1 protein-coding gene is annotated in these 201 nt (G+C 43.8%); it reads right to left on the minus strand.

The window, feature by feature from the left end; genetic code table 11:
* A partial coding sequence (locus tag QQZ16_RS04940) for a UPF0236 family transposase-like protein (protein WP_284561173.1) occupies nucleotides 1-201 on the minus strand: 201 nt, incomplete at both ends.

Raw genomic sequence — 201 nt, forward strand, 5'->3', positions numbered from 1 at the left:
CGACATGCCGTTATCCAGCCTGCTCCATCGCCATTAATAATAAGCAAGGTTTGGGTAGGATCATACGCATAATTATTCTGTAAGAACGTTTCAAAGGCTTCCCAAAAGGGTTCTTTTCCTTCATAGAGAAAATGCCTTTTATTTCGGAGTCTGACTCGCTTTCCGTTTTCTTTCCATCCCTCGTGCACAGCGGCGAATTTC

It is taken from the genome of Bacillus sp. T2.9-1 (assembly GCF_950097965.1).
Classification (GTDB): domain Bacteria; phylum Bacillota; class Bacilli; order Bacillales; family Cytobacillaceae; genus Niallia; species Niallia hominis.